Below are 25713 nucleotides of genomic sequence, written 5' to 3'. Positions count from 1 at the left end.
GGCCTCCTGAAGCAGTTGTGCGGTCATGCGGGCAGCGCACGGCGGTCGGCGCTGAGGGCGGGCGCGGGTGGGCGTTGCTTGATGCGGGTCAGTCGCAGGGCGTTGAGCACCACCACCAGCGAGCTGATCGACATGCCGGCCGCCGCCCACAACGGCGTGATCAGGCCCAGCGCGGCAAACGGCAGCATGAGGCCATTGTACAGACCGGCCCACAGCAGGTTTTCCATGATTATCCGGCGAGTTCGGCGCGCCAGGCTGAATGCCTGCACCAGCGCTTCCAGGCGATTGGACAGCAGGACCGCGTCGGCGCTGGTCTTCGCCAGGTCGGTCGCCGAGCCCATCGCCACGCTGATGTCCGCTGCGCCCAGCACCGGCACGTCATTGACCCCGTCGCCGACCACCAGCACGGTGTGTCCGTGCGCCCGTAACTGCCCAAGAATCGCCAGTTTGTCCTGCGGCTGCAGGCTGCCGCGCGCTTCGTCGATGCGCAGCTGCGCGGCGATGCTGGCAACCATCGGCGAACTGTCGCCGGACAACAGCAGCGTCTTCCAGCCGCGCTGGCGGCACGCGTCGATCAAGTCTGCGGCGTCGTCACGCACCCGATCATCCAGCACCAGCCAGGCCAGCGCCTGGTGCGCGTCGCCCAGCAGCAGGCATTGACCCACCTGCACGGGCAGCGACGGAACCTGGCTGGCACTCAACGCGCAGACGAACGCAGGCTGACCGATTCGCAGAACCCGACCGTCCACGCGACCCTCAAGGCCAAGCCCTGGCGTTGCAATCACATCCTGTGCGGTCAGCGGCGTGCTGCCGAATGCCTTGGCGACCGGGTGCTCCGAGTGATTTTCCAGCGCAGCCGCCAGGCACAGGCACTCGTCACTGCTCAACGCGCCAATGCTGTGAATGGCGCGCAGCGTCAGCCGGCCTTCGGTGAGCGTGCCGGTCTTGTCGAAGATCACCGTGTCGACCTGATTCAGCCCCTCCAGCACATGGCCGCGCGTGAGCAGCAGGCCCAGGGCGTGCAGCGTGCCGGTGGCGGCAGTCAATGCGGTCGGCGTCGCCAGCGACAGCGCGCAAGGGCAGGTGGCAACCAGCATCGCCAGCACGATCCAGAAGGCGCGTGCGGGGTCCAGTTGCCACCACAACAGGCCGATGACGGCGGCCAGCACCAGCGAAATCATCAGAAACCAGTGCGCCGCCCGGTCGGCAATGCGCGCCAGCGGCGGCTTTTCCGTCTGCGCCCGCTCCAGCAGCCGGACGATGGCGGACAGGCGGGTGTCATGGCCCAGCGCGAGCACTTCGACGGTCAAGGCGCTTTCGACGTTGGCCGTGCCCGCCGTGACGGCATCGCCCGCGCGCCGCGGCTGGGGCAAGTATTCACCGCTGAGCAGCGACTCATCGAGGCTGGATTGTCCGGCGACGATCCTGCCGTCCGCGGGCAAAACCGCGCCAGGATGGACCAGCACCCGATCGTGCAGACGCAGTTCGCTGAGCAGGATGCGCTCGGTCTGGCCGTCTTCTTTCACGCGCAGACAGGACGCCGGCAGCAGATTCACCAGCTGCGAGGTGGCAGCGGCGGTGCGTTCCCGCGCGCGGCGCTCCAGATAGCGCCCGGTCAGCAAGAACAGCGCGAACATGCCGACCGCGTCGAAATACAGCTCACCCACCCCGGTGATCGCCGTCCAGATGCCTGCCAGATAAGCCGCGCCGATGGCCAGCGACACCGAAACATCCATCGTCAGACGTCGGGTTCTCAGGTCGCGCACTGCACCCTTGAAGAAGGGCGCACAGCTGTAAAAGACAATCGGCGTTGTCAGAAACATCGCCACCCAGCGCAGGATCGTGTGCATGTCCGGGCTGAGATCGAGGCTGAACTCCGGCCATGTGGCCATCGTCGCCATCATCGCCTGGAACCAGAGCAGGCCAGCCACGCCCAGTTGCCGCAGGCTGCGGCGATTGTCCGAGGCCAGACGCTCGGTCGCCTGATCGGTCTGGTAAGGATGAGCCGCGTAGCCAATGCTGCGCAGCTGACTCATCACCTCGCTCAGCGCCAGTTGCGCATCGTCCCAGCGCAGGTGCAGACGATGGCTGGACAGGTTCAGGCGCGCTTCGGCCACGGCCGGCAAGGTGCGCAGATGGCGCTCGATCAGCCAGCCGCAGGCCGCGCAACTGATGCCGTCGATCATCAGCGTGGTTTCCGCGAGGGACTCGTCGTGGCGCACGAATGACGCCTGCACATCGGGGCGGTCGTACAGCGTCTGCTCGTCAGGCAGTGGCAGCGCCAGGGTTTGCGGATTGGTCGAGGCCTCGCTGCGGTGCTGGTAATAGCTTTCCAGGCCACCTTCGACGATGGCGTGGGCGATGGCCTGACAGCCCGGACAACAGAAATCCCGAGGCTCGCCGAGCACCGTGGCAAGGTAGCGGCTGCCCGATGGAACGGGCAGTGCGCAGTGATAGCAGGGGCGGGGAGTGTTCACGTCGTCACTTCTTTTCCGCGCCCTGAAGCGGCTCGTCGCCCAGCACCAGCGCTTTGTCGCGGGCAATGAGCTCCTCTTCGAACAGGCGCCAGGTCCGGGCGTTGTCCACGCCCAGCAATTCGACGAAACGCCTGCCTTCAACCCGGTCGCTCAGTTGCCCGACGTAACGCCCGGGTTGCGCTGGAGTGCGCGCCAGAACGACCTTGCGATCCTTCTCCGGCTGCGTCGGCGAAATCAGGTTGAGCACCATGGTTTCCGGCTGACTGTCGCCGTTGAGCCGCACATCGACCTCACCGGTCAGCGCGTCCAGCTGGATCGTGGCGCGCAGCTTCAGCGTCTGCGCGAGCCATTCGCGATCCAGCGAACGGTTGATGCCTTTACCGGCCTCGTAATAGTTGTCGGTCACCAGGTTGTCCGGGTGATTGACGGCGATCGTCACCATGGACAGGGTCAGCGTGACCGAGCAGGCGAGGATGGCGATGATGATCCATGGCCACAGATGCCGGTACCAGGGACTTGCAGCGGTTGCGACGCTCATGAATGACTTCTCTCAACGCACCTGTGGGCCAATGAAACGGCTTTTTGCCTGAATTTCGCTGCCACTGTCTTCGACGTCCCGCAGGATGAATTTCACCTCGTTGGTGCTCGACGGCAGTTGTTCTGGCGCCACCGACAGCTCGACCGGCAAGGTGACGATTTCACCCGCCGGCACCTTGATCTCGCGCCGCCCTTGCAGCTTCAGGTCCGCAAGGCCCGTGGCGTCCAGCACGTAGACGTGATCGACCTGATCCTTGTTCATGACCTTGAGGCTGTACACGTTTTCAATGCGCCCTTCGGCATTCTCACGGTACAGAACGCGGTCCTTGCTGACGTCGAAACCCACCAGCGAGCGCATGAAGAACGCGCCCGTCAGTACGCCGATCATCACCAGCAGCACCACCGCGTAGCCAATCAGACGCGGCCGCAGGGTGTGAGTGGTCTGGCCGGACAGGTTGTGTTCGGTGGTGTAACTGATCAGCCCGCGCGGGTAGTTCATCTTGTCCATGATCGTGTCGCAGGCGTCGATGCAGGCTGCGCAGCCGATGCACTCGATCTGCAGGCCGTCACGGATGTCGATGCCAGTGGGGCAGACTTGTACGCACATGGTGCAGTCGATGCAATCGCCCAGGCCCTGCGCTTTGTAATCCAGCTCTTTTTTTCGCGGGCCTCGTTTCTCGCCGCGACGGGGGTCGTAGGAAACGATCAGCGTGTCCTTGTCGAACATCACGCTCTGGAAGCGCGCATAAGGGCACATGTAGATGCACACCTGCTCGCGCAGCCAGCCGGCGTTGCCGTAAGTGGCAAGGGTGAAGAAGCCGACCCAGAAGTAAGACCAGCCATCGGCCTGACCCGTGATGAAATCGACGACCAGGTCGCGGATCGGCGAGAAGTAGCCGACGAAGGTCAGCCCGGTGAGCAGCCCGATCAGCAGCCACAGGCTGTGCTTGGCCAGCTTGCGGGTGAATTTGCCGGCGCTCATCGGCGACTTGTCCAGCTTCATGCGCTGATTGCGATCGCCTTCGGTGACCTTCTCGCACCACATGAAAATCCATGTCCAGACGCTCTGCGGGCAGGTGTAGCCGCACCAGACGCGCCCCGCGAATACGGTGATGAAAAACAGCCCGAATGCGCTGACGATCAGAATGCCGGACAACAGGATGAAATCCTGCGGCCAGAAGGTGGCGCCGAAGATGTAGAACTTACGTTCCGGCAGGTTCCACCAGACCGCCTGATGGCCGCCCCAGTCGAGCCAGACGGTGCCGAAATACAGCAGGAACAGGACGATGCCGCCGCTGATTCGCAGGTTGCGGAACAGACCGGAAAAGGCCCGGGTGTAGATCTTCTCCCGCGAAGCGTAGAGATCGACGGTGTCGCCGTCTTTTCTGGCCGGCGGCGTGACGTTGTGTACCGGTATTTGTTCGCTCATCGCAACGTCCCACGGAAGGGGAATCTGCCCCGGCCAGTGCGTGCCGGTCGGGGTCGTTATTCATGGTTTTGCCACGCCTGTCGCCCCTCTGATTTTAGTCGATGGGGCGGTCTGCGTGGCTTACGGGATACTCGCTCAGGGCTATACCCGGTATGGCGCGCGATCCTCGTTAAGCTGGCTGATCCACGGGTTGATCAGTGTTACCCCGCTGCCTGCAAAATCAGCGGTATTGCGTGTGACCACCGTCATGCCATGTACCAAGGCCGTGGCAGCGATCAATGCGTCGTACTCGCTGCGAGGATCCGGTACGTGCAATCGGGCACATTTGCTCGCTACAGCGGCGTCGATGGGCAGGATTCGGCCTGCGAACGCAGGTAAAACATGGTGCTCCAGCCAGGTTCTGAGCAGCTTCGATTGCGCAGAATCGTGACGTTCGAGCCGCAGGATGCCAGTCTCAAGCTCAAGCACTGTGATGGACGACAAATACAGGCTGGAGGCCGGGATTGGCCGTGCCCATCTCATCACGCTGGGTGCTGCCCTGTGATTCTTTCGCAGTTCAGAAACGACATTGGTGTCGAGCAGGTACATCAGGAAACGTCCACCGCGCGTTGAGTGACAACGGCACGTTGCGGCTCGAAATCAATGTCTTCAGTGCCAGGCATCGCCAGCATGTCAATAATGCTGGCGGATCCGCCGGCCAGCTTTTGATAGTCCTCGATAGTCAGAAGCACGTGAGCCGGGCGTCCTCGGTCGGTAATGAATACGGGCCCCTCCTTGGTGGCTTTTTTGGCTCCGCTGGTATCTTGATTGAATTCCCGGCTGGTTATCGTCGTGATCATGGGATGGGCAACTCCTTGGCATATGAATGTAGTTACGTTGCTACTCGGTTGTTGCGCATCCTATGCCCGCTGCAGCACTCCCACAACAGTCAATATGTAACGAAAAGAGGGCCTCGCCATTTTCCGCCAGCGAGGCGCCGTTGCTGCTACTCCTGCCCATCCGCCTCGCTCTTCTCGCCATGCGAAAGGCTGTACACATACGCCGCCAGCAAATGCACCTTGTCGTTTCCCTGCAGTAACTCCTGCGCCGGCATCTGGCCCTGACGACCGTAGCGAATCGTCTGCTGGAGTTGCGCGAAGCTTGAGCCGTAAATGAAGGCGGTCGGATGGGTCAGATCCGGAGCGCCCATTGCCGGCGTGCCTTTGCCTTCGGGGCCGTGGCAGGCGACGCAGTTGGCAGCAAATATCTTCTGCCCCGCCGCAGCATCGGCCTTGGCGTCGTCCGGCAGTTTGCGGCCATCAAGACGGGTCAGGACAAAGGCGGCGACATCACGGACGCCTTGATCGCCCACCACTTCGCCCCACGCGGGCATCACGGCATGGCGCCCGCCCATGATGGTGGTCTTGATGGTCTGCGGATCACCGCCCCAGCGCCAGTCGGCGTCGGTCAGGTTCGGGAAGCCGTAGGCACCTTTGGCGTCCGACCCGTGGCAGACCGAGCAGTTGGAGGCGAACAGGCGCCCACCCATTTTCAGCGCTTGTGGATCTTTGGCGACGTCTTCGATCGGCATGGCGGCGAATCGGGCGAAAATCGGCCCGAAACGGGCGTCCGACCGGGCCATCTCTTTCTCCCACTCGTGCACGCCGGTCCAGCCCGCCTTGCCGTCGGAGAACGTCACCTGCTTGTCGTTGTCGGCGTATTCGTAACCCGGCAGCAACCCCGTCCAGTTGCCAAGGCCCGGGTACAGCGCCAGGTAGCCGAGGGCAAAAATGATGGTGCCGACGAACAGCATGAACCACCACTTGGGCAGCGGGTTGTCGTATTCCTCGATGCCGTCGAAGGAGTGGCCGACGGTTTCGTCGGTGGTGTCGGCGCGCTGACCTTTGCGGGTCGCCAGCAGCAACCAGCTCAGCGAGAAGATCGTGCCCAGCGTCAGCACGGTGACGTATAGGCTCCAGAACATAGTCATTGTGCGCGGCTCCTGGAGGTTTTCGCCTGCTCGAGCTGTTTGATCGCCTCGGGATCGTCGGCAAAGGGCAGCAGGGTCGCATCGTCGAACTCAGCCTTGCGGCGAGGGCTGAACACCCACAGCGAAAGGCCGATGAACGCCACCATCACCACGATCGTGCCAAGACCTCGAATCATTCCGATATCCATCGTGATCACCGTTTGCTTTTGATGAGGGTGCCCAGGCCTTGCAAGTAGGCCACCAGTGCGTCCATCTCGGTCTTGCCGCGAACGGCATCGCCGGCACCGGCGATGTCCTCGTCGGTGTACGGCACGCCGAGGCTGCGCATCACCTCCATTTTCTTGCCGGTGTTCTTGCCGTCGAGCCGGTTTTCCACCAGGAACGGGTATGCCGGCATGATCGACTCGGGCACCACGTTGCGCGGGTTGTACAGGTGCGCACGATGCCAGTCATCCGAGTAACGTCCGCCGACGCGGGCCAGGTCGGGCCCGGTACGTTTGGAGCCCCACAGGAACGGGTGATCCCAGACGCTTTCGCCCGCTACCGAATAGTGGCCGTAGCGCTCGGTTTCGGCCCGGAACGGCCGGATCATCTGGGAGTGACAGCCTACGCAGCCATTGGCGATGAAGACGTCGCGGCCTTCCAGTTCAAGGGCGGGACGCGGCTTCATGCCTTCGACGGGCTTGTTGGTGACGTCCTGGAAAAATAGCGGCACGATCTGCGTCAGGCCACCCACGGCCACCGCGATGACCATGAAGATCGACAGCAGGCCGATGTTCTTTTCGAGGGTTTCGTGTCTGATCATCAGTGCGCTCCCACGACGGCGATTTGGGCAGCCGCTTCGGCTTCTTCGGCGTTCGACGCACGGACCGTGCGGTACACGTTATAGGCCATGAACAGCATGCCGCTGGCGAAAAACGCTCCGCCCAGGGCGCGCACGATGTAACCCGGATGACTGGCCTGCAGCGCTTCGACGAACGAGTACGTCAGCGTGCCGTCGTCGTTGATGGCGCGCCACATCAGGCCCTGGGTGATGCCGTTGACCCACATCGAGGCGATGTACAGCACGGTGCCGATGGTGGCGAGCCAGAAATGCGTGTTGATCAGGCCGATGCTGTGCATCTGCGGGCGTCCGAAAATTCTCGGAATCATGTGGTACACCGCGCCGATGGAGATCATCGCCACCCAACCCAAGGCGCCAGCGTGAACGTGGCCAATGGTCCAGTCGGTGTAGTGAGAAAGCGAGTTGACGGTCTTGATGGCCATCATCGGCCCCTCGAACGTCGACATCCCGTAGAACGCCAAGGACACCACCAGAAAACGCAGGATCGGGTCGGTGCGCAATTTATGCCAGGCGCCGGAAAGGGTCATCATGCCGTTGATCATGCCGCCCCAGCTGGGCGCCAGCAGGATGATCGACATCACCATCCCCAGCGACTGCGCCCAGTCGGGCAGGGCGGTGTAGTGCAGATGGTGCGGACCGGCCCAGATATACAGGGTGATCAGCGCCCAGAAGTGCACGATGGACAGGCGATACGAATAGATCGGGCGTTCGGCCTGCTTCGGAACGAAGTAGTACATCATCCCGAGAAAGCCGGTCGTGAGGAAAAAGCCTACTGCGTTGTGCCCGTACCACCACTGAATCATCGCGTCAGTCGCGCCTGAGTAGGCCGAATACGACTTGAACAGGCTCACCGGCAGCGAGATGTGGTTGACGATGTGCAGCATGGCGGTCACCACGATGAACGCGCCGTAGAACCAGTTGCCGACGTAGATGTGCTTGGTTTTGCGCTTGACGATGGTGCCGAAGAACACCGCCGCGTAGGTGATCCAGACGATTGCCAGGAGGATCGCGATCGGCCATTCCAGTTCGGCGTACTCCTTGGTCGTCGTGTAGCCCATCGGCAAGGTGACGATGGCGCCGACGATCACCGCCTGCCAGCCCCAGAAGTGAAACGCCGCCATGCCGTCGGAAATCAGCCGCGTCTGACACGTGCGTTGCACGACGTAATAGGAAGTGGCGAACAGGGCGCAGCCACCGAAGGCGAAGATCACAAGGTTAGTGTGCAGCGGGCGCAGGCGTCCGAATGTGGTCCACGGCAGGCCGAAGTTGAGGTCAGGCCAGACCAGTTGCGAGGCAATGAAGACGCCGAGCCCCATGCCAACGATCCCCCAGACCACCGTCATGATGGCGAACTGGCGGACCACCTTATAGTTATAAGCAGTCGGACTGATTGCTGTGCTCATTATAGGGTTCCACGGTTTGGGTATTTTATTAGTGTGGTAACGGCCGCAACATCGTGTAAGCGTAGACCTTTTGCCACGCCGCAAGCGGCGGGTCAGGTCAACGGAAAACGACTGAAGCGGTTTTCAGACAGACGCCCACGCACCGGGTCAATGAGGTTCTGCCCATGTGGGCCGAAAGTGCGGGGGACAGGTCGATGGGGACAGCGCGCGTGAGTGGGGAATTGGATACAACCCGGCGGGTGACGAACAGATCGGCGCTGTCTGTCTGCAAGCGGGTTGGAATACCGTGCACAATCCTTCTACCAAGCCTGTGGCCGGCTGTTGCCGAACCACTCTGCGACGCAAGCTTAGACGCGAAACGCTGGCGTGGGAAGCCTCGCGATTGATGAGTGCGACACTTGGTCGCGCAATCGCATCGAACCGCCGCGTCCTTCGGCAGACGCGGCGCTCGATGATTCGACACAGTGCTGAAACGTTCCTCTTGCAGTCTTTCCGTGCGCTGCAGGCGTGTTTCTGCACCTCAAGTTGTATACAAAAATGCCGTCGACGGTTGCACGTTTCATCGCCCAAAAAAATTTGGCCCGAGCTGGCAGATGGCATCGGCGATCGTCGCGGTTGATCGACCCATGCCGGAGCGAAGCCTGTTTCCGAGAATGAAACCGCCCGGTGCGTGCGGGTTGGGGCGCTCATTCTTCCGGTGCTTTCGTCCGAAGTGCTCTGGCAGGGTAGAACCGCCGAGCTGAACCCAGGCTGTCTCCGCCGGCAATCTTCATGAGCGTCAGTCGGCCATCTGTCAGCGTGACGTGAACGACAACGGCTCAGGCGCCAACGGCCGGCCTGCACGTTTCCCCGCGCGCGGCAGCCTCTTTGCCCGGCATAATGCACGGCATACAACCGTTGCCGCCGACAAGGCGTAATCGAAGAGGCAAGCATGAGCAAAGGTCAACCGGCGAGCACTGACGCCGATCAATGTGCGCAACTGGCCCGGCAGCATGGATGGCTGTGGACGGTACCGACGAACAGCCAGGCTGTAAAATCGGCCACCTTGATTCTCGCTCACGGCGCCGGCGCGCCGATGGACAGCGAGTTCATGAATGACATCGCCACGCGCCTTGGCGCTTCGGGTGTTGGCGTGTTGCGATTCGAATTTCTCTACATGGCACAACGCCGTGCGGATGGCGGAAGACGTCCGCCGAACCCGCAGGCGAAACTGTTGGAATGCTGGCATCAGGTCTACGCTGCAGTGCGTCCGGTGGTCAGCGGACGACTGGCGATCGGGGGCAAATCCATGGGTGGGCGCATGGCCAGCCTGATTGCCGATGAGCTTCAGGCGCAGGCGCTGATTTGCCTTGGCTATCCGTTCTATGCGGCGGGTAAACCGGAAAAGCCGAGGGTGGCTCATCTGGCCGATTTGCGCACGCCGACCCTGATCGTCCAGGGCGAGCGCGATGCGCTGGGCAATCGCGAGGCGGTCGAAGGCTATAAGCTGTCATCCAGCATCGAAGTGCACTGGCTGCCGACGGCCAATCATGACCTCAAACCCCTGAAATCGGCAGGCGTCAGCTACGCCGACTGTCTGCAGGACACGGCGGATCGCATCGTGGCGCGCCTGCTGGGCTGACGGTCAGTTGCCTCTGTCGTCCGGGCAGGCAACGTCGAAAACGCCTTCACTGACCCAGAAGCCCACTGCCGGAATGGCGAAGTGAAACGTGCCCCGCAGGCGTCCTCCGGCGGCGCATTCCAGCAACCTCATGCTGCCTTGCTGGAAATACGCGGAGTGATAAATGCGCGACATTCGCTTGGGCGTGAGGTGATAGATCACGGTCAGCAGCGCATTGCCTTTCAGGTCATGGATGCCCGGTGCGAGTGAGTGGTCGATGAACACGCCGACCGTCGTGCCGTCGTTGCCGACCCGCCCCGTCGCGTTGATCTTCCAGATCCGTCGACGTCGGGCGGAATCCAGTTCGGCGCGCAGGCAAAACCTGCCGTCTACGCGACTGCACACGAACGGTCTGCCATTGACCAACGCTTCGAAGTGGTCCCGCTCGACGCTGGCCTGGGGCTTTGCAACATGGTGGTGAACCGGATCAGTCATGGTGGCGGGTTCTTCGTCTGCGCGAACAACCCGAAGACGCTGCGTCAGGCGCGCGTCTCCGGGTCATGGAATCAGGGTGTTGGGCGGTGGTTGATCACCCGCCGGTATCAGCGGATCGCCACGCCCAGGCTGATACTGATGTGCAGCAACTTATAGTCCTTGCCGGTAATCAGGTGCTTCACGTAATACCACTTGGCGCCCAGCACGTTTTTGGCAACGGTGGACGACCAATAGTTGGCATTGCCCATCGGCCAGCGGTTGCCGTAGGCGTTATGGATCTCGATCAACTGATGAATGCTGGGAATGCGGCCGCCAATGCGTGCAGCGCCATTGGACATCTGCGTGTAGTTGCCAGACCCCACGCCGTGGCATTCGATCACGCCAGTGACCGTGACGACGTAACTTTTCGAGTCACCCGACGCGTCGGTCACGCTGATGGTTGCCACGCCGTTGCCGCGCACCGACACCAGACCTTCAGCGTCCACTTTCGCCACCTTCGCATCACTGGTGGTGAAGGTGTACGGCGCAACGCCGCCGCTCGGGACACGTTTGATCGTCGTGCCACTCGGGAAAGAAGGAAGCAGATCCGGATAGGCGGGCAGCAGGTAGATCTTGCCAGCCAGCGTCACCGGTGAAGTGTCGAACATCATGCCTTCGCGGACCGTCAATGCCAGCGTCTGCGACTCCATTTCAACGCCGTTACGGATGACGAAATACGTCACCGATGCGCTGCCACCCTCGCTCTGCTGAATGAGCATTTTCGGAATGCCGAACACCAGTTCAGTCATGCCGCCCACATTCTTCATGCCGGTGTCGAACGTGGTCTTGCCCACCCAACGCGCCTTGACGACATCGTATGCCTGCATGTCGCGGTAGCTGACGCGCACCATCGCATCCCAGCCGGTGATCAGCGAAGGGCGCAAAATGCCGTCGGGACCTACGGTGTCCATGGTCGGCGCGGGCAGTTCCAGCGCCGCACTCATGACCGTCAGCGGCAGTGTTTCCGAATCCTGCACAATGCCGCTGGCGCGCGTGACGCTGTAAGACACCTCGACCTGCTGCCCGTCGTTGGCGGTCACCAGCGTGCTGCTGAATACCAGCGACACCGCCAGTCCGGCCTCGTCCGGCAGAATGCGCTTCTCTTTTTGTTCGCTGCCTTTTGGGCCTTCGAACCGCGCAATCACCGTCTCACCTTCACGCAGGTTCGCGCTGGCCGCGACATTCAGCGTCGCGCCGTTGAGGGTATCCGCCGGATCCAGCGTGTCGCCTTTCGCCTCGGCGATAACAGGTGCCGGCAGCGGTTTGAGCATCGAAAGCTGCAACTGGATCGAAATCGAATCCGACGGCATCGACACATTGCCTGCCTGATCCGTCACGGTATAAAACACCGCGGCGTTCAGGCCGTCCGCCTGCTCCAGGAAGCTACGGGTGAAATCCACCATCACGCGGTTCAAACCCATGTCGTTCGCATCCACGAACGCCATCGGCCCCTCGACCGGACCCCAATAAGTGCGAATCACATCACCCACCGCCATCCCGCTGTAACTGGCGATCTTGCCGGGCAGAACGTTGTTCAGCATTTCCAGTTCCGACGACGTCAGACCATTCTGGACGGCGTCGGGGAAGATGATGGGACCCAGCTGCGGAGAGCCTGGGGCGGTTCTGTCGATCAGGATGGTGACTTCACCTGAGAAGTTCATAGAATCGCCAAAAGGACTATAGGTTCGATACGAAACTTTATGAACGCCTTCAACCAGAAGATCTACAGGAATCTCAACAGTTAACAAGTCACCTGGTTTGTTCTCGGGCAGAATCTCTTTCTCAGGGCCAACGCGGACGCCGTCGAAAACTAGCTGGTAGGTATACTTCGGTTCCGCCGCAAGCCATACAGGAAAGTTTACGGTAATCGGTGCCGTTAACTCATCAATAGGAATCAAGCCACTCATCAATGCGGCGGGAATCGTCGGCAGTTCCAGTGGAAGTGGCGCGGTGGCTGATGGTCTTTCAACAGTTGTCATGATTTCTCTCGTTGTCAAAGAAGGCAGGGCGAGCGCCCTGCCAGTTTAGGGATTAAATTGTGCAGTAAGGCTCACTAGACTCGCGCATTTCAACGGGCACGCGAGTGACTTTAGAAGTTACGGAACTTTGATTGCTGCCAGGCGCAGGATCAATTCGGACATAAGCCTCGCAGTATCCTCGGCAAATGGTTCGCAGCTTGATATAGGGGACATGAAATGCGTACCCGTTAATTACGTCTTGATCGTCAAGCTCGCGACTCGCCGTTACCGTGGCAGCATCAATAGGGTTGCCATCATCGTCAAAGCCTTTGAATGTAAAGGACAGTCTCTGGTTCTGAGCGATGTTGGTATAGGGCAGAATCAAGCCGTCGGTGCCATTGGGCGCAACGCTCTGCGAAATGAAGCCGGAAGGGTTCAGTTTAAAGACTGGTCCGTCGACACCTCCAGGACCGCCTGGTAGATCCTCTGTGGATCGCACCGTCACTTTTTGAATCGGCGACAGCGTGGGGTTAGGATTGCCTTCTCTGGTGACCGTATAGCGGACAGGGATTTCACTTCCTGTTCCTTGGGCCTTCATAATGCTGTTGGCGATTGGGATAATAAGATCTTTGGACGCGGCAACGTCCTCCTCTTTAATTTGATACCACTGCAAGCGTTGCTGGTCGCCCCAAGAAAGATGAATATCATCGTTAATCTTGAATTCTGATGTCCACGCTACAATGGCCCTGCTGTTGAATTCGTAGTCGTCTTCATCGATGAAGTTGTCATCTTTGTTCGGATTCTGCAAGCTGGTACCTTGCACAATCGGCGCTGTCGTGGGAACTGGAACAGGCAGGGTGAGGAAAATATCTACAACTGCTGGAAGTGACGTGCCGCTTAATTGATTGTTGCGAGTAACGGTGTAGGTAATCGAGACCTCGCCTACCGGCTTGGTAGCAATGGTTTCAAAGGGTACACGTAGCGACAGGACTACATCTTCGCCCTCGTTGCCAGGAGGAAGTTGTACAGGAAGCATTGGCGAATCGTCACCCCAATAAAGCACAATCTCGTCGAACGCGGAAGCGCCTGGATACTGAGGGATATCGATCATTACACCGAGTTTGGCTTCCGCGTAGTCAATGAGGCCTCCAACGGAGACATCGACAATGGGTGCCGGGTAGTTGTCAGGAACTTCCTCAAGTAGCAAAGTTATTGTGGTTTCTACCGAGTCATCAGAGGTGTTTCCTGCTCTGTCGATCACCCTATATTTAACGACATGCGAACCGGTATCGATGGATTCGAGGAATTCCTTGCTAAAATCGAAGACAACTTTGTTAAGCCCCATGTCGTCTTCATCGACGACGGCGGTAGGACCTGCGACGTCTCCCCAGAAAGTATGAATCACATCGTGCTTTGCCATACCGGTGTAGCCAGCCACTTGCACCTCGAGCTTACCTCCCAACCGTTCGAGCTCAGCAGCGGTCAGTCCATTCTGGACCTCGACGGGAAACTGCAACGCGGCCAAGAGTGGTTTACCGGGTGCTGTCCGGTCGATAATAACGGGGAACTCATCAGAAAAATTCTCAGAATCCGCATCCGGACTATATGTGCGGTATTTTAGCGAGTGTCGGCCCTCGAGAAGCAACTCTACTGGAACTTCCAGAGTCAGTGGATCGCCGGGTTGATCCGTTGCCGCGATAAGTTTCTCTGGCCCATGGCGTTCCCCATTCCAGTACAACTGATATGTATAGTCCTCCTCGGCGGCCTCCCACACTTTCAGGTCGACCGTCAATGGCGCATAGGTTTCGTTGACGGGTATTAGCCCAAGGCTGTCTTCGTCGTGGAACGCAATGGCGATGTCTGGCGCCTCGAGTGGAAGTGGTTCTCTGATAGTGCGTGAGCGGATAACGATAGGTGCTTGAATATTAATGTTCATAAAAGGTCCTTTGTTTTACGTTTCCAGGCGCTGGCATTAGGGGAAGAGCTTTTCACCAGCACGTAAATTAACTAATAGAATTTTCTTTACGTTGTCAAACGCCGGCATGCTCCGGAATGTAGTCCCGATCGACGCGCTGTAGGAAAAATGATGAATGTGATGGAAGAAAGTCATGCATCGTTTTTCAGGATAAGTCCCGTGCCCGCTCATTCTGAGCAAAAATTATGTAGGCTGTAGCGTTCACCATCTGCGGAAGTTTCCTACTTTTATTTTTTTCATTTTTTTTTCAATCGGTATGCGGTTTTGGCAATGTGTATCTTTCGAATCTGCAGATGGAGGCGACATGTCGGTTGATAGGGGTATTTCGCTCAAGGGGCTCGGGCGAAGCGCGTTGGGATTGGCAGTAGGGGTATTCGCGTCAGCTGCGTTTGCGGACGAATGTATATCGCTGGACACGACCGGTGTTGTTTGCGGAAAAAGTGCAGAAGCCGACGGTGACGCGAGCGTCGGCATGCCAAATGCAGCAATCGTTGTGGATGGTAAGACGCTGATAATCGATGGTGACACCGCATCAAACAGCTATCAGGTGTCAAATAGCGGCCATCTTGTTGTAGGTGGTGGATCTATTCTGGAAAGAATCTCGTCGATTGACTCTTCGGTCAATATTGACTCCAGCACTGTGACGGGGGGCATGGCCCTAAATACCAGTTCGGTGAGGGTGACAAATTCGACCATTCAGAACCAGAACTGGTTGGGTATTCAACTTCTGACCCGAATGACCGACCTGGATAAACTGAATCAAGTGACAGTCATCAACAGTAGCGTGTCTGGAGCGGCCTACGGTGCATCGGTTGGCCCATCAGGTGTTCTGACATTTTCGAATTCGACGGTCTCAGGTAATGGATATCTATCTTCAGTACCTGGGAATGGTGGTTTGAGAATGACTGGCGGGGAAGCGCACGTTCTCGATGGGAGTTACGTGTCAGGCAGCGAAAACGGCATATATATAATTACAGGTCAACATGGAGACGAAACAGTAATCAACCGTCTGGAAATCGATGGTTCGACAGTCTCGGCTCTTACCGGCTCAGCTATCAAAATTGATCGTATTTCCGGAAAACCATGGAATACAACGGCAAAAATACGGGTAGCAAATCACTCTGATATGCACGCTGGTAATGGTCGACTGCTCGATATCTTTAACGACAGTGATGTAGAAGTAGAAGTCAACAACAGCAGCCTCACCGGCGATTTCGTTGCCGATGACACCAGTACATTGAATGTCATCCTGCGTAATCATGGCCGCCTCGACGGCAACATTATCAACGCAAACTCATTGATCATCGACTCCAGCGGTCACTGGCAAATGGGCGCGGATAACAGCGTGAAAACGCTGGCAATGGACGGCGGAAGCATTGGTTTTTCCGGAGAAGGTTTCCATTCTCTGAAGCTTGGGTCGTTGTCGGGGCGTGGGTTGTTCGACATGCGCATCAACCTGGACAGCGGCGAAGGCGATCTGCTCGATGTTGCCGGGAAAGCGGAGGGTCGTTACCGGTTGCGCGTGCAAAACACCGGTGTCGAAGCGGTGCCGGAGAGTTTCGAGGCGTTGCGGGTGGTTCATACCGAAGGTGGCAATGCCGAGTTTGGCCTGCTGGGTGGCCGCGCGGACCTTGGGGTGTATTCCTACGAGCTCCAGCGCCAAGGTACTGACTGGTTCATTGTCGGTTCCGGCAAGGTGATCAGTCCTTCCACGCAGAGTGCGTTGGCTTTGTTCAATGCCGCGCCGACGGTCTGGAACAGTGAGTTGACGACGTTGCGCAGTCGCCTCGGCGAGGTGCGGGGCAGTGAGGAGGGCGGCGGCTGGATGCGCAGCTACGGCAACCGGTTCAACGCATCGCTCGACTCCGGCGTCAGCTATGAACAGAAGCAGCAGGGCTTGTCGTTCGGTGCCGACGCGCCTGTGCCGGTCAGCGACGGGCATTTGATGGTCGGTGTGATGGGCGGTTACAGCAAGTCCGATCTGGACATCGGCAGAGGGACGTCCGGTCAGGTCGACAGCTATTACGTCGGTGCTTACGGCACCTGGCTGTCGGACAACGGCTATTACGTTGACGGCGTGCTGAAGCTCAACCAGTTCCACAACGAATCGAACGTTGCGATGAGCGATGGCACCAAGGCCAAAGGCGATTACAGCAACACGGCCTTGGGTGGCTCGATTGAAGTGGGCAAGCACGTCAAGCTTGCCGACGGATACTTTGTCGAGCCTTTCGTGCAGATGTCCAGCGTCTGGATCGACGGCGACAGCTACACGCTCGACAACGGATTGCAGGCCGACACCGGTCGTACGCAGTCGGTGCTTGGCAAGATCGGCAGTACGGTCGGCCGCAGCTTTGTGCTTGAGGACGGCGGGGTGGTGCAGCCCTATGTGCGCGCTGCGCTGGCTCATGAGTTCTCTCGCAACAACGAGGTGAAGGTCAACGGTCAGCGTTTCGATAACGGCCTGTTCGGCTCGCGGGCAGAACTGGGCGCGGGGGTGTCGGTATCGTTGTCGGAGCGGCTGCAAGTCCATGCCGACTTCGACTACATGAAGGGTGAGCACGTCGAGCAGCCGTGGGGCGCGAATGTGGGCCTGCGTCTGGCATTCTGATCGCAGCATCGATTGATCTCTGGCGGTAATGGCCCCGGCTGCAGACATGCAGCCGGGGCTTTTTTCATGCGAGCTTGCGGTGGTGCTCGCTGTGGTTGAGTTATCGGGGCGCCCTGCGGCGGCGTATGGCCCGGGTACGGTTTGCGGATCGGCGACGTCGCGCGCCCTCCCGGTGCAGATTGATGGTCAGGGTTTCAGAAATGCCGACAAGCCGGGAACGTCGCACCACTTCATACCGCACCTCGACGAGCCCGTTGTCGTAATCGGCCAGGGATTCGTTGTTCAGGTACTGAATCAACCGGGGGCCGTTACGGCCTTTGGATTCTCCGATGGTGGTATAGAACGTGTTGTGCCCCCACCGCAGTTTCAGCTGATCCCCGACCCAGAGCCTTGGCGACCTGGGAATATTGAGAAAAATCCCCGAAATCAACTCGCTGTCCGTTAGACGGTCGGCGCTGGCACCTGTGATGTACGGAGCTTCGAAGCTGGGTGTCGGATCAAGCAACGCCTGCTCCTGCTTCCAGGGAAAGCCCGGCGCGTTGTGCAGGTATTCCGCGTAGCAAAGCGCGGTTTCCGACGCAGTCTTTTTAGGCGCGGGCACGGCGTGAAACTCTTCGTACAGCGGCACTGAGGCGTCCGCGGGCGGTTCGCTGCTCGGTGCATCGGCATTCATCGCCGGTTGTTCTGGTTCCTTATTGATGCCGGATGGCGTTCCATCCGGATCGCCTGGTGACTGGATATCCTTCTCGTCTTCCATTGGAACTCCTTGATCATATCGCGGTTGCGAGGATTAAAAGATTTGGATCGATGAATGTCTATGTAGGACTCTGCGCTACAGGTGTCTATGGTGTGTTCGCAGCAGAAGACTGTCAAATTACAGCCCTGCAAGGGATTACATAGCATCGCGGCTCAGAAACTGCCTCTTGAATGTATTTTGTCTTTGTGTAGGTCGGGGTTTTTCCGCGTTTTTACTGGGAAATCAATATATATTTATATGTTGCAGAGAACTCAAATTTGCTAGCTCTTCGGATATGTCTGATGGAGCTGTAGGTTTTGAGGAAAGAGTGTGCACAAAATAAATTAAAATAATTTGCTCCTGTGATTTTGTTGACAGAAACCCCACTCAAAAACGTGGGGTTTGCTGCCTGAAATATCCAGACGAATGGCAAAAATGATTGGTTACACTTGCAGGGAAACCAGCGTTGGCAGTGACGTGGTCGACCCGTTGCCCGCCCGGTCGGTCACGATGTACTCGATCAGCACTGTATCGGTCGCAAGACTGTGCAGGAGTTCGCGGTCAAAACCGATTTCGATCGGGCGCAGGGTCAGCTCATCGGCGGCCACGGTGTGTGCCGGGCCGGGGATGTCATTGCAGAGCGTCTGAATGACGTCGCCCCGGGCCATGCCGGCGTAGCCGGGGAGCAGGCCGATGAGGCGATCGCCGAAACTGGCGGTAGGAAAGATGAGTGGGGCGAGCAGGGCTGCGCCTGGGGGACTGCGATCGACTTTCAAATTGATCGCAGGAGAGAGATCGGAAACCTCCGTATTTGGACTCGTTGTCCTATAACTCAGTTGATAAGTGCCTTCATTCTGGAGGAGGTCACTGCTCAGCCTTACACTGATCAATTCTCCAACAGTGTCGGCCTCGGTAATGATCCGAATTTCTCCAGTGGGCATATCATCCAAAAGTAACTGAAAATAATACCCTGGCTCTGCTGCTTCCCACACCTTAACGCCCACGGCAATGGGGTTGTTCAAATCACTGATTTGCAGCAGACCATCCACAGGGTCTGCGATCTCCACAATAGGAGGCTCCAAGGGGATAGGGGTTCTAGCAATCACTTCACTCATTAAACTTCTCCATTAAGCACAGTCACGCGCTTTCGTAGCGCGAAAGAGTGCTCGTTAATTAATAGTCAGATCAGCGAATAACACCGTTGTGGTATTAATTATTTATCGCTAACAAAATTCAACTAATAGGAGAGTGGGATCGCTGTCAATGCCGATATTGGCCTTCGGTTGGCATTTCGACGGGTGAGGTGGGGTATTCGTGGAATTTCAGAAACGTCCTACTTTTTGAGCCCCGAAAAACAGAAAGCCCCGGCAGCAAGGCTGTCGGGGCTCAAGGTGGGACGCGTCCAGGTCAGCGGTTGAAGCGCTCCACCAGCGAGTATTGGGTGTGCGCGGTGTTGGTCAGTTCGGCGCTCAGGGTGGCCGACCGGCGCGCTTCGTCGGAGGTCTGGTCGGCGAGCTGGGCGATGGTGCTGATGTTGCGGCTGACTTCCTCGGCAACCGAGCTTTGCTCCTCGGTTGCGGCAGCGATTTGCGTGGTCATGTCGGTGATGTTGGCCACGGCGTCGCTGATGCCGACCAGCGCCTTGTCAGCCTCCATGACTTGTTCAACGCCTTCTTCCGCCTGACGACGGCCAGTGTTCATGGTCTGCACGGCGTTGTTGGCGGTCTGTTGCAACTTGGCAATGAGCGCGTGAATCTGCCCCGTGGACTCCGTCGTGCGCTGCGCCAGCTGACGCACCTCGTCGGCGACTACCGCGAATCCTCGGCCCATTTCCCCGGCGCGAGCCGCTTCGATGGCGGCGTTCAGCGCGAGCAGGTTGGTCTGATCGGCAATGCCCTTGATCACATCCACCACGCCGCCGATTTCGTCGCTGTCCTTGGCCAGTTGTGTGACGGTCAGGCCGGTTTCGCCTACCGATGTCGACAGACGCTGGATCGCTTCACGGGTTTCGCTGGCGATGTCACGGCCGCGGCGGGTCAGTTCGTTGGCCTGCTGCGTGGCGTCGGCAGTGCGCTGTACGTGGCTGGCGACTTCCTGGGTCGTGGCGGCCATCTGATTGACCGCCGTGGCGACCTGTTCGGTTTCTACGCGCTGACGCTCTAGGCCGCTGGAGCTGGACTGGGCCAGGCTGTCGGACTGCCGCGCCTGGGAATTGAGGTGTTCGGCAGTGTCCTGCAGACGCGTCAGGCAGGTTTTCAGGCGCGCTTCCTGGCTCAGAATAGACATCTCGAGGCGGGCTTGCGGGCCGCGACTGTCGGTGTACATCTGCGCGATCAGCGGGTCGGATGTGGTCTGCTCCGCCAGACGCAGCAGGCGTTTGATTCCGCGCTGCTGCCAGCTGAGGCCCATCAGGCCCAGCGGTACGGACAGCGCCGCTGCCAAAGCAAAACCCCAATGTGAATTCAGCCAGACGCCGATCAGGAAGCTCAGCTGGCTGACCAGAATGAAGGGCAGCCAGTCCTGAAGCACCGGCAGCCATTTGTCCCGGGTCGGCACGGCGGGCTTGCCGTTGTTCAGGCGCGAATACAGGGCTTCTGCACGACGGATCTGCTCGGCGGTTGGCTTGATCCGCACGGATTCGAAGCCGATGACTTGTTTCTGGTCGAAGATCGGCGTGACGTACGCGTTCACCCAGTAATGGTCGCCGTTCTTGCAGCGATTCTTGACGATGCCCATCCACGGCAGGCCCTGTTTGAGGGTGCCCCACATGTGCTCGAAAACGGCAGACGGCACGTCCGGATGGCGGACGGTGTTGTGTGGAGCTCTGATCAGCTCATCCCGCGAAAAACCGCTGATTTCAACGAACGCGTCGTTGCAGTAGGTGATCACGCCACGGGCATCAGTGGTCGAGATCAACCGTTGCTGCGCCGGAAATGTCCGTTCGCGTTGAGTGATGGGCTGGTTATTTCGCATGAGCTGTTCAATCCAGGAAGGCTTTGACGAGTTATCGGCCAATGGGTCAGGAAATTAAGCGTTTTGTGAACTGCGTCATGGGTCCGTTTGCCGCAGGTCAACGTTCAGCGGTCGAACATCGGGTAGGTGAACAGCCCGAAATGCGCCAGGTTCAGCCCGAAATGGGTGAGCACTGCCGCAGGCAATCCGCCGATACGGTAAGCAATACCGTAGCCAATGCCCGCCATCCCCGCCAGAAGCATCCACTGCCAGCCCGCGCCGAGGTGAGCCGCGCCAAACAGCGAAGCCGCCAGCACGATCGCCAGTGCCTCGTGGCACGGGAATCTGCGCAGCAGACGCGTCAGCCCGCCCTGAACGTAGCCACGAAACAGCAGTTCCTCGGTGAGTGAAACCAGCAGCAGGTTATTCAGTGCCCAGAGTCCGGTCTGCTCTGGCCATTTGGGCGACCAGCCGGTGACCCCAAGGGCGGTGGCCGTTGCCAGACACGCTGTCGTCGTGATCGGCAGCACGAGCGCCGATGTTTTCAGAGACCGTCGCCAGAGGACGCCGGCAAACACCCACGGGCAGGCAATCGCTATCCAGAAACCGATCAAGGGTTTGTCGAGGTTCAGGTACATCGAAAAGGGCGCCGCTTCAGGGCTGAAACGCACGCCAGCAATCACCCGGGCGCTGAAGAACCCTGGCAACCAGTGAATGGCGAGGCCGAGGGCCAAGGCGATGAAAAGCCCGTGGCCCGCAGCATGCACGGCCCGGTGATTGAAGCGGGTAACGCACAGCCCGGCCATCACCAGCAGGCCGAGGGTGACGACGACCGGCAGGCTCAGTTGCCCGTAGACCAGTGCAATGCAATAGCCGAGTGCCAGCAGGGTCAGGGAGATCCAGCGTTGCGCCGGCATGGTGCCGTCCTTGAGCGTTTAATGAAGGCGGCGATATTAACGTTGATTAAACAGGCGCGCTTGTGGGAATGGGCTGAAAGTTCTGGATGACGGCGGGTGAAGTCCGGTAGGGCGCAGACTGCCGCAAGGGGGCGTTAGAGATGGCAGTGGGAAGATGGGGTTTGCTGGCTACTGCGCTGACTCGGCTGCTGCATCATCGACTGCCAAGACCTCTCGCGAGCAAGCTCACTCCTACACCATTTCTGCGGCGTCGCCTGGTTTTGGGTCAAGCACAAAACCTGTGTGCGAGCTTGCTCGCGAAGGCTTGATGCACTGCCCGTAGGAGCGTGGCTTGTCCCGCGATCGGCGACGAAGTCGTCGTAGAGCCCGGCCATGCAGTCTGCCTGACATACCCCGTCATCCTATTCTGCTGCCGCTGCGCGCCAGATCGCGGGCAAGCGCGCTCCTACAAGGGATTTGTGGGGTTGCCAGGTTCGTGTCGAGCACAAAACTCGACGGCTAACTGTCACGCGATATCTCTCCGGCGAACATATCGGCCTCATCGCGAGCAAGCTCACTCCCACAGGGATCTCCGGGCATTCCCGACTCGCCTCCCAGACACGAATTCTGTAGGGGCACGCTTGCCCGCGAAGACTGAATCCCAGACGCTGCATCTGCACGGCATACACCGGTTTTTAGAGGCTGAAGCCGGTCCTGCAGACGTTGCAAGTTTTTCGTAGGACCGGCTTCAGCCGGGAAGGCGTCGAGTATTACGCCGTTGATAGAAGGGGCGTTAAAGACAGTTGGCTCACTCCCACAGGTCTGGCGTCCGACCGAGGAATTCGGCATTGCCCGAAGATTTTTGTAGGATTGGGCCGGATCGCCGCAAATCCTTGGAGGAGCGAGCTTGCTCGCGAAGAGGCCGGTCCATCCACTAAAGATGTACCGGCCGAAACCCAGCCGTCGCGAGCGAGCGTCCTTGTCAGGTCCGGCATCGGGCTCAACGCCCGAGTTGCCGTGTTTACGACGCGATCAGCTGTCGCAGGACGTAATGCAGGATGCCGCCGGATTTGAAGTATTCCACCTCGTTCAGCGTGTCGATCCGACAAAGCACGTCGACATTTTCCTGCTTGCCATTCTCCCGGGCGATCTGCAGTGTCAGGCTCATACCCGGCTGCAGCGTGGCACCGGTGAGGCCGGTGATGGTGATGACTTCCTTGCCAGTCAGTTCCAGCGTTTTACGGCTCTGGCCGTTCTTGAACTGCAGGGGCAGCACGCCCATGCCGACCAGATTCGAGCGGTGGATACGCTCGAAACTCTCCGCGATGACCGCTTTCACCCCCAGCAGATTGGTGCCTTTGGCTGCCCAGTCACGGCTGGAGCCTGTGCCGTACTCCTGACCGGCAACCACCACCAGCGGCGTGCCTGCCTGCTGGTAGCGCATGGCCGCATCATAGATCGGCAGCTTCTCGTCGGTCGGCACGTGCAGGGTGTAGCCGCCTTCTTCATTGCCGAGCATTTCGTTGCGGATGCGGATGTTGGCGAAGGTGCCGCGCATCATCACCTCGTGGTTGCCGCGTCGCGAACCGTAGGAGTTGAAGTCCTTGGGTTCCACGCCCTTGCTGCGCAGGTAGCGGCCTGCGGGGCTGTCGGCCTTGATGTTGCCGGCGGGAGAAATGTGGTCGGTGGTCACCGAATCGCCGAGGATCGCCAGCACTCGCGCATTGTGCACGTCGGCAACCACCGGTAAAGGCCCGGCGATGTCGTCGAAAAACGGCGGATGCTGAATGTAGGTGGAGTCGTCCTGCCAGACGTAAGTGGCCGCTTGCGGCACCTCGATGGCCTGCCATTGCGCGTCGCCAGCGAACACTTCGGCGTATTCCTTGTGGAACATGCCGGTACTGACATTCATGACCGCGTCGGCGATTTCCTTCTGGCTCGGCCAGATGTCACGCAGGTAGACCGGCTGACCATCGGACCCTTCGCCCAACGGCTCGCTGCTCAAGTCGATGCGCACTGTGCCCGCCAGGGCATAGGCGACCACCAGTGGCGGCGACGCCAGCCAGTTGGTTTTCACCAGCGGGTGGACGCGGCCTTCGAAGTTGCGGTTGCCGGACAGCACCGAAGCCACGGTCAGGTCCGATTGCTGGATGGCTTTTTCGATGGGATCGCGCAGCGGCCCGGAGTTACCGATGCACGTGGTGCAGCCGTAACCCACCAGGTCGAAGCCCAGTGCGTCGAGGTACTCGGTGAGGCCCGCGGCTTTGTAGTAGTCAGTGACAACCTTTGAGCCCGGCGCCAGCGAACTCTTGACCCAAGGCTTGCGTTGCAGGCCTTTTTCAACGGCTTTTTTCGCCAGCAGGCCCGCCGCCATCATCACGCTCGGGTTCGAGGTATTGGTGCACGAGGTAATGGCAGCAATCACCACGGCGCCGTTTTTCAGGCGGTAGCGATTGCCTTCGTATTCATATTCCGCTTCGCCGACCTGTTCGGCATTGCCGACCGCAACGCCACCGCCGCCCTCGCTTTCCAGACGGCCTTCTTCGTGTTTGCTCGGCTTGAGCGCCAGCCCCAGAAAATCGCTGAACGCCTGCGAAACATCCGGCAGGGCCACGCGATCCTGCGGACGTTTCGGGCCGGCGAGGCTTGCCACCACCGAGCCCATGTCCAGCTCAAGCGCATCAGTGAACACCGGCTCCTGGCCGGGCAGACGCCACAGGCCTTGCGCCTTGCAATAGGCTTCGACCAACTGCACGGTGTCGTCCGGACGGCCCGACAGGCGCAGGTATTCCAGTGTCACCTCATCCACCGGGAAGAAGCCGCACGTGGCGCCGTATTCCGGGGCCATGTTGGCGATGGTCGCGCGGTCGGCCAGCGGCAGATCGGCCAGGCCATCACCGTAGAATTCGACGAATTTTCCGACCACGCCTTTCTTGCGCAGCATCTGCGTGACGGTGAGCACCAGATCGGTGGCCGTGATGCCTTCCTTGAGCTTGCCGGTCAGCTTGAAGCCGATCACTTCCGGAATCAGCATCGACACCGGTTGACCGAGCATGGCCGCTTCCGCTTCGATACCGCCGACGCCCCAGCCAAGCACGCCGAGGCCGTTGATCATGGTGGTGTGGGAATCGGTACCCACCAGCGTGTCAGGGAAGGCGTAAGTGCGGCCATCTTCTTCCTTGGTCCACACGGTGCGGCCCAGGTATTCGAGGTTGACCTGGTGGCAGATGCCGGTGCCTGGCGGCACCACGCTGAAATTGTCGAAGGCGCTCTGGCCCCAGCGCAGGAACGCGTAACGCTCGCCGTTGCGCTGCATTTCGATGTCGACGTTCTCGCCGAATGCCTTGTCGTCGCCGAACTTGTCGACCATGACCGAGTGGTCGATGACCAGATCGACAGGCGACAGGGGATTGATGCGCTGCGGATCGCCGCCGGCCTTGGCCACTGCCGCACGCATGGCGGCCAGATCGACCACGGCGGGCACGCCGGTGAAGTCTTGCATCAGTACGCGAGCAGGCCGGTACTGGATTTCCCGGTCGGACTTGCGCTCGCCGAGCCAGGCGGCGAGGGACTTGAGGTCCTCGCCCGTGACGGTCTTGTTGTCTTCCCAGCGCAGCAGGTTTTCCAGCAGCACTTTGAGCGACATCGGCAACTTGTCCAGATCGCCCAGCGATCTGGCAGCGTCCGGCAGGCTGAAATAGTGGTATGTCTTGTCGTTGACGACGAGTGTCTTGAGGCTTTTCAGGCTATCGAGGGAGGGCATGAACTAACTCCTTGACGTGTCCGCACGGCACG

General features: G+C 59.5%; 19 protein-coding genes. 2 read left to right on the top strand and 17 right to left on the bottom strand.

All coding sequences use genetic code 11. From position 1 onward, the window contains the following. Positions 1-23: 23 nt before the first annotated feature. The 9 genes from AAGQ88_RS18135 to ccoN all read right to left on the bottom strand — a co-directional run bounded on the left by AAGQ88_RS18135 (position 24) and on the right by ccoN (position 8659). Positions 24-2477, bottom strand: coding sequence for a heavy metal translocating P-type ATPase (locus AAGQ88_RS18135; protein ID WP_342653165.1), 2454 nt, complete (start codon positions 2475-2477; stop codon positions 24-26). 4 nt (positions 2478-2481) lie between these two features. Then, the gene (locus AAGQ88_RS18130; protein ID WP_342653164.1) at positions 2482-3015 is read right to left on the bottom strand and encodes a FixH family protein; all 534 of its coding nucleotides are present in this window, start codon (positions 3013-3015) and stop codon (positions 2482-2484) included. 12 nt (positions 3016-3027) lie between these two features. Continuing rightward, the gene (gene ccoG, locus AAGQ88_RS18125) at positions 3028-4443 is read right to left on the bottom strand and encodes a cytochrome c oxidase accessory protein CcoG (protein WP_342653163.1); all 1416 of its coding nucleotides are present in this window, start codon (positions 4441-4443) and stop codon (positions 3028-3030) included. A 141-nt stretch (positions 4444-4584) separates the two neighbouring features. Continuing rightward, positions 4585-5031, bottom strand: coding sequence for a type II toxin-antitoxin system VapC family toxin (locus AAGQ88_RS18120; protein WP_342653162.1), 447 nt, complete (start codon positions 5029-5031; stop codon positions 4585-4587). Next, a complete protein-coding gene (locus tag AAGQ88_RS18115; RefSeq protein ID WP_342653161.1) occupies positions 5031-5282 on the bottom strand; it encodes a type II toxin-antitoxin system Phd/YefM family antitoxin in 252 nt (83 codons plus the stop codon). Before AAGQ88_RS18115 ends, AAGQ88_RS18120 begins: the two co-directional genes overlap by 1 nt. A gap of 146 nt (positions 5283-5428) precedes the next feature. Next, positions 5429-6412, bottom strand: a complete 984-nt coding sequence (gene ccoP / locus AAGQ88_RS18110) for a cytochrome-c oxidase, cbb3-type subunit III (protein ID WP_342653160.1) — start codon at positions 6410-6412, stop codon at positions 5429-5431. Next, on the bottom strand, positions 6409-6600 hold the full coding sequence (locus AAGQ88_RS18105) for a cbb3-type cytochrome c oxidase subunit 3 (RefSeq protein ID WP_093459415.1): 192 nt from the start codon (positions 6598-6600) through the stop codon (positions 6409-6411). The genes ccoP and AAGQ88_RS18105 overlap by 4 nt, the downstream gene beginning before the upstream one ends. A 5-nt stretch (positions 6601-6605) precedes the next feature. Beyond that, a complete protein-coding gene (ccoO, locus tag AAGQ88_RS18100) occupies positions 6606-7217 on the bottom strand; it encodes a cytochrome-c oxidase, cbb3-type subunit II (protein ID WP_285425932.1) in 612 nt (203 codons plus the stop codon). After that, positions 7217-8659 (bottom strand): cytochrome-c oxidase, cbb3-type subunit I, encoded by a 1443-nt coding sequence (gene ccoN, locus AAGQ88_RS18095; RefSeq protein WP_285425933.1) that lies wholly within the window; start codon positions 8657-8659, stop codon positions 7217-7219. The genes ccoO and ccoN overlap by 1 nt, the downstream gene beginning before the upstream one ends. Positions 8660-9590: 931 nt before the next feature. Here ccoN and AAGQ88_RS18090 point away from each other — a divergent pair. Continuing rightward, a complete protein-coding gene (locus tag AAGQ88_RS18090; protein ID WP_342653159.1) occupies positions 9591-10280 on the top strand; it encodes an alpha/beta family hydrolase in 690 nt (229 codons plus the stop codon). Positions 10281-10283: 3 nt separating this feature from the next. Here the strand turns inward: AAGQ88_RS18090 and AAGQ88_RS18085 are convergent, their stop codons facing one another. The 3 genes from AAGQ88_RS18085 to AAGQ88_RS18075 all read right to left on the bottom strand — a co-directional run bounded on the left by AAGQ88_RS18085 (position 10284) and on the right by AAGQ88_RS18075 (position 14687). Beyond that, complete coding sequence (locus AAGQ88_RS18085) at positions 10284-10754, bottom strand: hypothetical protein (RefSeq protein ID WP_342653158.1); 471 nt, start codon at positions 10752-10754, stop codon at positions 10284-10286. A gap of 107 nt (positions 10755-10861) precedes the next feature. Further along, on the bottom strand, positions 10862-12454 hold the full coding sequence (locus tag AAGQ88_RS18080) for a hypothetical protein (protein ID WP_342653157.1): 1593 nt from the start codon (positions 12452-12454) through the stop codon (positions 10862-10864). Positions 12455-12824: 370 nt separating this feature from the next. Further along, the gene (locus tag AAGQ88_RS18075) at positions 12825-14687 is read right to left on the bottom strand and encodes a hypothetical protein (protein ID WP_342653156.1); all 1863 of its coding nucleotides are present in this window, start codon (positions 14685-14687) and stop codon (positions 12825-12827) included. Positions 14688-15030: 343 nt separating this feature from the next. Between AAGQ88_RS18075 and AAGQ88_RS18070 the strand changes: the two genes are divergently transcribed. Continuing rightward, positions 15031-17334 (top strand): autotransporter outer membrane beta-barrel domain-containing protein, encoded by a 2304-nt coding sequence (locus AAGQ88_RS18070; RefSeq protein WP_342653155.1) that lies wholly within the window; start codon positions 15031-15033, stop codon positions 17332-17334. A 100-nt stretch (positions 17335-17434) separates the two neighbouring features. Here the strand turns inward: AAGQ88_RS18070 and AAGQ88_RS18065 are convergent, their stop codons facing one another. The 5 genes from AAGQ88_RS18065 to acnA form a co-directional block, all read right to left on the bottom strand. Further along, the gene (locus AAGQ88_RS18065) at positions 17435-18091 is read right to left on the bottom strand and encodes a hypothetical protein (protein WP_093459409.1); all 657 of its coding nucleotides are present in this window, start codon (positions 18089-18091) and stop codon (positions 17435-17437) included. 422 nt (positions 18092-18513) lie between these two features. Then, positions 18514-19185, bottom strand: a complete 672-nt coding sequence (locus AAGQ88_RS18060) for a hypothetical protein (protein ID WP_342653154.1) — start codon at positions 19183-19185, stop codon at positions 18514-18516. 292 nt (positions 19186-19477) lie between these two features. Next, complete coding sequence (locus AAGQ88_RS18055; RefSeq protein WP_342653153.1) at positions 19478-21043, bottom strand: PAS domain-containing methyl-accepting chemotaxis protein; 1566 nt, start codon at positions 21041-21043, stop codon at positions 19478-19480. 104 nt (positions 21044-21147) lie between these two features. Then, the gene (locus AAGQ88_RS18050; RefSeq protein ID WP_342653152.1) at positions 21148-21939 is read right to left on the bottom strand and encodes a CPBP family intramembrane glutamic endopeptidase; all 792 of its coding nucleotides are present in this window, start codon (positions 21937-21939) and stop codon (positions 21148-21150) included. Positions 21940-22939: 1000 nt separating this feature from the next. Continuing rightward, on the bottom strand, positions 22940-25681 hold the full coding sequence (gene acnA, locus AAGQ88_RS18045; RefSeq protein ID WP_285425941.1) for an aconitate hydratase AcnA: 2742 nt from the start codon (positions 25679-25681) through the stop codon (positions 22940-22942). Between the last annotated feature and the right edge of the window lie 32 nt (positions 25682-25713).

It is taken from the genome of Pseudomonas sp. F3-2 (genome assembly GCF_038804275.1).
Classification (GTDB): domain Bacteria; phylum Pseudomonadota; class Gammaproteobacteria; order Pseudomonadales; family Pseudomonadaceae; genus Aquipseudomonas.
Note: the sequence above shows the minus strand (reverse complement) of the source record. Positions and strands in the feature narration are given on the sequence as shown.